Genomic DNA, 6,731 nt, shown 5'->3' with positions numbered 1-6,731 from the left:
ATTATACAAACTAATTGCTATTTTTGCGGGAGCCTTATATTTTTGAGGTTTTTGCACAATATCGCTATTCCACTTTAGTTAAAGTAACAGTTTATGATGGCACTTATTTTCAGGGAAATCAATTCTTTTTTCGGGTCGCTGATCGGTTATCTGGTGATTGCTGTTTTTCTATTGATAAACGGCTTGTTCCTTTGGCTTTTTGACGGTCCGTTCAACATCCTTAATGCCGGTTTTGCCGAGCTTTCCTCCTTTTTTCAGTTGGCGCCCTGGGTGATGATTTTTTTGATTCCGGCGGTGACGATGCGGAGTTTCAGTGATGAAAAACGAATGGGTACCCTGGAGCTACTGCTCACCAAGCCTATTTCCATCAATCAAATCGTTTTTGGGAAATATATGGGTGCGGTGATTTTGATTTTATTAGCTTTAATTCCCACGTTGTTGTATGTGGTTACTATTTCTGAACTGGGCAATCCGCCCGGAAACTGGGACACGGGCAGCACTATTGGTTCATACATCGGCTTGTTTTTTCTGATAATTGCATATACTTCCATTGGTATTTTTGCCTCATCACTTTCTGAAAACCAGATTGTGGCTTTTATCGTGGCTGTATTCCTCTGCTTTTTTATGTTTTACGGCTTTGAAGGACTGGCCAGTTACAACCTGTTTGGTTCTTATGATTTCTTTGTTTCCAAATTGGGTATGCAGGCACACTTTCAAAGTGTATCACGTGGAGTTCTGGATACACGAGACATTGTTTACTTCGTGAGCATCGCTGTTTTCTTTTTAAGTTTAACCGTATTCAAACTTCAGAAAGACAATGGGTAAACAAAACAACATCTACAAACAAATCATTCTCCTATTGGTTGTCGTTTTAGGTTTAAACTTTTTAAGCGGACTGGTCTATCAACGCTTTGATCTTACCCACGACAAGCGATACACCCTCTCTGAAGCAGCCATACAAACCCTGGAACCTGCCGAATCTGTGGTTTTTGTTGAAGTGTTGCTGGAAGGAAGTTTCCCGGCGGAATTCAGGCGTTTACAAAGTGAAACGCGACAGGTTTTAGAGGAATTTGCTTCGAATAATTCCAATGTAAAGTTTGATTTCATTGATGGTTCACAATACATTGAAAGCCTCGAAGACAACTTAAGCACTTTACAAAACAATTTTAACTCAAAAAGAGTACAGTTTGAGAAAAAGGAGATATCTGAAGAAGACTGGGCCAGAGAAGTAAATTACTATAATTATTTTGGTAGAATGCTTACTGAATTAATTGAGTCATTGATGCCCTCTCAAATAAATGTTCAAGATGGTGGACGGTTTACTCAGGAACTGATTTATCCATGGGCAATCATTAGCTATGAAGACCGAAGTGTTCAAGTGGTCCCTCTGCTAAAAAATCAATTGGGAACGACTTCTGAGGAGCGCATAACAAATTCAATTCAAAACCTCGAGTATGCATTTGCAGACGGTTTTAATAAAATCATCACGCCCAAATCAAAAAGAATAGCCGTTTTAAGCGGCAACGGTCAATTGCCTGACCGTTATATAGCCGATTTTATTTCCACACTTAGGGATTATTATTTTACGGCTAAATTCACGTTGGATTCAGTGGCTGTGAGTCCGCAGAAAACTTTAGAGCAAATCAAAGACTATGACCTGTTGATTTCTGCCCAACCTCGTGAAACCTTTACCGATGAAGAAAAATATGTGCTGGACCAATACACCATGAACGGTGGCAAAAGCCTTTGGCTGGTGGACAAGGTGAACGTGGAAATGGACAGTTTGTTCAATCTGGGCTATACATTTGCTTTTGGCAACAATTTAAACCTCACCGATTTTTTCTTTCGCTATGGCGTAAGGATCAACCCCGTGCTGGTGAATGACCTCTACTCTGCCCCAATTGTTCTGGCTACCGGCACTGAAGCCGATAGTCAGTTTGAACGTTATCCCTGGTTCTACAGCCCGCTCACAAGCAGTGCCAATCCACATCCGATAGTCAACAATATTGAAGCTGTGAAGTTTGATTTTGCAAGTGCCATTGATACTTTGGAAAACGACATCAAAAAAACCATTCTTCTGAGTAGTTCGCCCATTAGCCGTGTGGTGGGTATGCCCACAAGAATCAGTCTGGACCAGGAAATTATGTTTAATCTGGAAGTCTATAACAACGGACCGGATATGCAGCAGTTTTCAGCCGGGGAAGTACCCCTGGCGGTGTTGCTTGAAGGCAATTTCACTTCGGTGTACAGAAACAGGGTGAAACCGTTTCCTAACCCCAATCATATAGATGAAGGAGTGAAAACCAAAATGGTGGTGATCAGCGATGGCAATGTGATTAAAAACCAGATGGATGGCAACCGGCCTCTGGAGCTGGGCTTTGACAAATGGACCAACACACGCTATGGCAATAAGGAGTTTTTGCTGAATACCGTCAATTACCTGCTGGACGAAACCGGACTTATAAACATCAGAAGCAAGGAAATCGTTATTCCATTTCTTGACCAGCAAAAAGTAATCCAGGAAAGAACCTATTGGCAAACCCTGAATTTAGTGTTTCCGCTGGTATTACTGTTGATTTTTGGATTGCTATTTTCATTTTACCGAAAGAAAAAACACACCTGATATTTGTTAATAAAAATGTTTCACGTTTCAGGTATATTGCAATATATTTGTAGTTAACAGAATTCTATTCATCGTTAAATAACACACATAAGAGAATGAAATTTATTGTATCAAGTTCCTACCTGCTAAAACAACTTCAGGTTTTAGGCGGAATCTTAAACACCAACAATGCGTTGCCCATACTTGATAATTTCCTGTTTGAGTTTGACAACAATTCGCTGCACGTTACTGCTTCGGATTTGCAAACATCCATAACCGGTAAGCTGGAAGTGGAATGTGACAGTACCGGAAGCATTGCAGTACCGGCAAGATTGCTCCTTGACATTCTAAAGTCTTTTCCTGAGCAGCCCCTGACTTTTGTTGTTGAAGAAAACAACAGTTTGGAAATCAGCTCAAGCCACGGAAAATATGCTTTGGCTTATGAAAAAGGGGAAGAGTTCCCCAAGGCCATCGAAATTACCAACCCAAAAAGCACGGTGATCCAGGCAGACATACTGGCTACTGCCATCAGCAATACCCTTTTTGCCAGTGGTAATGATGATTTACGCCCGGTGATGAGTGGTGTGTTCTTTCAGTTTTCTACCGAAAGCCTGACTTTTGTCGCTACTGACGCTCATAAACTTGTAAAATATACCCGTGAAGATTTAAAGGCATCAGATACTGCAGAGTTTATCATGCCCAAAAAACCACTCACTTTGATGAAGTCTATTTTTGCCGGAAGTGAAGATGATGTTTTGGTGGAATACAACGAATCAAACGCCAAGTTTGTTTATGACAATTTCGAGCTGGTGTGCAGGTTGATTGAGGGTAAGTATCCCAATTATGAAGCGGTTATACCGAAAGAAAATCCCAACCAACTTACCATTGACAGGATGCAGTTTTTAAATTCTGTAAAGCGTGTGTCTATTTTTTCAAATAAATCAACGCATCAGATACGTTTGAAAATTGCCGGTGCAGAGCTGAATATCTCGGCAGAAGACCTGGATTATTCAAATAAAGCTGAGGAACGTTTGACCTGTACTTACAGTGGAGATGATATGCAAATAGGGTTTAATTCGCGTTTTTTAACTGAAATGTTAACCAACTTAACCAGCGATGAAGTAGCTTTGGAAATGTCACTGCCCAACCGTGCGGGAATTTTAACCCCTGTTGACGGACTTGACGAGGGTGAACAAGTCATTATGCTAGTGATGCCCGTTATGTTGAACGATTAAGGTTTTATGCCTTTTGAAGATATTACTAACTGAAAATGTTTTAACCAAACTGTTAGTATTTTTTAACCTCACATTTCTTAAAACCGCAGAGTACCTCTGTGGTTTTTTTATGATAAAAACCGGATGGTAAGTGGATAAGGCCTGAAAATTCCATTTGATGCATTGATGCCATTGACTATAGGCATCACAAAAGACAAAATCCCGATGATAATTAAACCGATGATTCCCAGTCCAAAGGCAAATATTAAAGGTATGCAGATGATGGCCAATAAAATCATGGTCAACTGAAAATTAATGATTTCCTTGCCGTGCTCATTCAGGTCTGCAACTTTATCACGGTTTACTGCCCAAATAATCAAGGGTACCAGTAAGCCTCCAAAGCCGGTGATATGAGTTAACAATTGAGAAAGATGTGTGATGAGCAACAGCTGATTGTCTGTTCTCATGGCATAATGCGGATTGTTTTGATTGTAATGATCCATAACATTTTGATTTTTTGATTGATGATCTACCTATTGGTATCCAAAAAATCGGAAATGTTACACTGCTTCTTTTGAGATTAATAGATCTGCTACCGTATCTTTTAGAATAGGCTTTACGATATAACCGGAGATTTCAGTGTAGCTTTTGGCCTTATCAATATCTTGTTTTGCAATCGATGAACTGGCAATGTAGATGGTAATGAGCTTTTTAAAGTGATTTTTATATGCAACAAATTTTTCCATAAACTCCCAGCCGTCCATAACCGGCATATTGATATCGAGTAGAATCAGGTCAGGAAGTAAATCAGGTGAATCTTTATATTTTGACAAAGCAAGAAATGCTTCCTCTCCATTGGAATAGGATTGAACATCCACATTATTTCCAATAGTTCTTACTGACTTCTTAAGCAACAACTTGTACAAGTCATCATCGTCTATAATACAAAGCTTTTTAACTGTCATTTTTTCAATTAAGTTAGTTTGACTTATGGTATCAATAAAATCTTTTGGATAACTTAATTAAAAAAAGAATTTATTTAAAATAAAGCCTGAAAGTTGTCCTTTTATTAATTTCACTTTCAACATCAATCTTTCCACCAAGTGCTTCAATTTGATTTTTACTCATGAACAAACCCAGTCCTTTTGAATCTTTATTTGAATGAAAGGTCTTGTACATTCCAAAGAGTTTGTCTTTATATTTTTCAACGTTTATACCGATTCCGTTGTCGGTGATATTCAAATTTAGGTAATTTTCCTTATATCCACAATCTATCTTAATTTCAGGATTCCGGTCAGGATGTCTGTATTTTATTGAATTTAAAACCAGGTTTTGCAAAATGCTTTCCAGATAACTTACGCTAAATTTAATCTCGGCATCCTCAGGAATTTCTGATATAATGGTTGTATTGGTTTCTGAAATCTGGGTTTTTAATATCTTTAGTGTGTTATCTAAAAATGATTTTAGTTTAATTGTTTCAATCTTTAATTCTGAATTGGACTGGATGGAAACCACTTCATTGAGGTTGTACATGGTTTCGTTAAGAGCCTCGGCTACATTTTTCAAATGTAGCATCATCTCTTTTTTTTCGGTTTCATCATCGCTATCTTCTATATGGTTGATCAGGTTTTGAATATTGCTGGTGTGTGACCTGAGATTGTGTGAAACGATGTATGAAAAGTTGAGCAACCGCTTGTTTTGGCTTGTCAACAAATCGATTGAATTGTGAAGTTCAAGTGTTCTGAGCTTTCTTATCGTGATGTCTCGCATCACTACTATGTATTGATAGGGCTTGTGGCTTTCATCAAAAAAGGGGACCACTGTAGCACTTACCCAAAAATGACTGTTGTCTTTTGCTTTAAATTTCATTTCCCCTTTCCAGATTTTACCACTTGAAATGTCGTTCCAAACTTTTAAATAAAAAAAATCAGGGTGTTCGTTTGATTGAAAAATTTTAAAATTTTTCCCAATTAATTCATCTTTCGGATATTTTGAAGCAGTTAATAGCTCTTGGTTTGCATAAGCAATCTTACCTTTCAGGTCTATAATCCCAACAATTGAACTTTCATCCAGGGCTATTTTATAATCGGTGAGATTTTTGAGGGTTTTTTCAAGTTTTAGTTTGTTTTTAACTGTTTCGGTAATGTCCCTGAAGTTGGTCATGTATCCCTCAATTCCGGGTAACAACCGGGCATCACTTACTATGGCTTTTGCCCAGATGTAATGGCCATTTTTGTGAATCAACCTTTCCTGAGCAATTTCAGCAAATGTAACTTCACTGTCTTTTAATTGTTCAAATTTTTGATGCCTTTGATTTAAATCATCAGGATGAATGTGGTCCAAAACATTTGTTCCAACAAATTCGTCAACTTGATACCCCAGAACCCTTTCAATTGCTGGGCTTGCATAAGTTATGATTCCGGATTTGTCATAAGTGATTACAGGGTCTTGTGAATATTCTATCAAACCTTTAAAACGCTGAGAGTCTTCCCATCTTTTCTGCTTAGCAGCTTTAATTTGACGTTTCTCACGGCTTTGCCGAAGTGCTTTGAAAACAACATTGGGTAAATCAGTTATATTTTCTTTTAACAAAAAATCTGTAGCACCTTCCTCAAGTAAGTTTAATGATGATTTGTTGCAGGAATGTGTTGTTAAAAAAATAAATGGAATATAAGGATAAAACATCCTGCAATAGTCTAGTTGTTTTTTGCCTGATTCCTCATCTAAATGAAGTTCAGATAAAATGAGTTGTGGTTTAATGGTTTTTAATAATTCTTTAAAACAATCATCATCATTTGTGATAAAATAATTAAAGTGAATTGTTTTTAGCTGCCGTAAAGAATTATCGATAGGATGCAAAACCGATTCCTCATCAAAAACAAGCACCTTAACCCCGGTTTTAGACTCTGAAGAAT

The 6,731-nt window shown here is 37.9% G+C and carries 6 protein-coding genes; 3 read left to right on the top strand and 3 right to left on the bottom strand.

Annotated features, from left to right (window positions below):
- The first annotated feature begins 93 nt into the window (after window positions 1-93).
- The 3 genes from gldF (at window position 94) to dnaN (ending at window position 3,837) form a co-directional block, all read left to right on the top strand.
- On the top strand, window positions 94-825 hold the full coding sequence (gene gldF / locus AC6F75_RS13470; protein WP_500715608.1) for a gliding motility-associated ABC transporter permease subunit GldF: 732 nt from the start codon (window positions 94-96) through the stop codon (window positions 823-825).
- Window positions 818-2,623 carry a gliding motility-associated ABC transporter substrate-binding protein GldG gene (gene gldG / locus AC6F75_RS13465; protein WP_500715607.1) on the top strand — a complete coding sequence of 602 codons (1,806 nt, stop codon included), beginning with the start codon at window positions 818-820 and terminating at the stop codon, window positions 2,621-2,623. Before gldF ends, gldG begins: the two co-directional genes overlap by 8 nt.
- Window positions 2,624-2,718: 95 nt before the next feature.
- Window positions 2,719-3,837 (top strand): DNA polymerase III subunit beta, encoded by a 1,119-nt coding sequence (gene dnaN / locus AC6F75_RS13460; protein WP_500715606.1) that lies wholly within the window; start codon window positions 2,719-2,721, stop codon window positions 3,835-3,837.
- 107 nt (window positions 3,838-3,944) lie between these two features.
- Here the strand turns inward: dnaN and AC6F75_RS13455 are convergent, their stop codons facing one another.
- The 3 genes from AC6F75_RS13455 to AC6F75_RS13445 form a co-directional block, all read right to left on the bottom strand.
- Window positions 3,945-4,319 (bottom strand): magnetosome magnetite crystal formation protein family, encoded by a 375-nt coding sequence (locus AC6F75_RS13455; RefSeq protein WP_500715605.1) that lies wholly within the window; start codon window positions 4,317-4,319, stop codon window positions 3,945-3,947.
- Between the two features lie 57 nt (window positions 4,320-4,376).
- A complete protein-coding gene (locus tag AC6F75_RS13450) occupies window positions 4,377-4,781 on the bottom strand; it encodes a response regulator (protein ID WP_500715604.1) in 405 nt (134 codons plus the stop codon).
- A gap of 70 nt (window positions 4,782-4,851) precedes the next feature.
- Window positions 4,852-6,731, bottom strand: a 1,880-nt coding sequence (locus AC6F75_RS13445; protein WP_500715603.1) for a PAS domain S-box protein, incomplete at its 5' end; no start/stop codon positions are given.

This window comes from Planktosalinus sp. (assembly GCF_059864935.1).
Note: the sequence above shows the minus strand (reverse complement) of the source record. Positions and strands in the feature narration are given on the sequence as shown.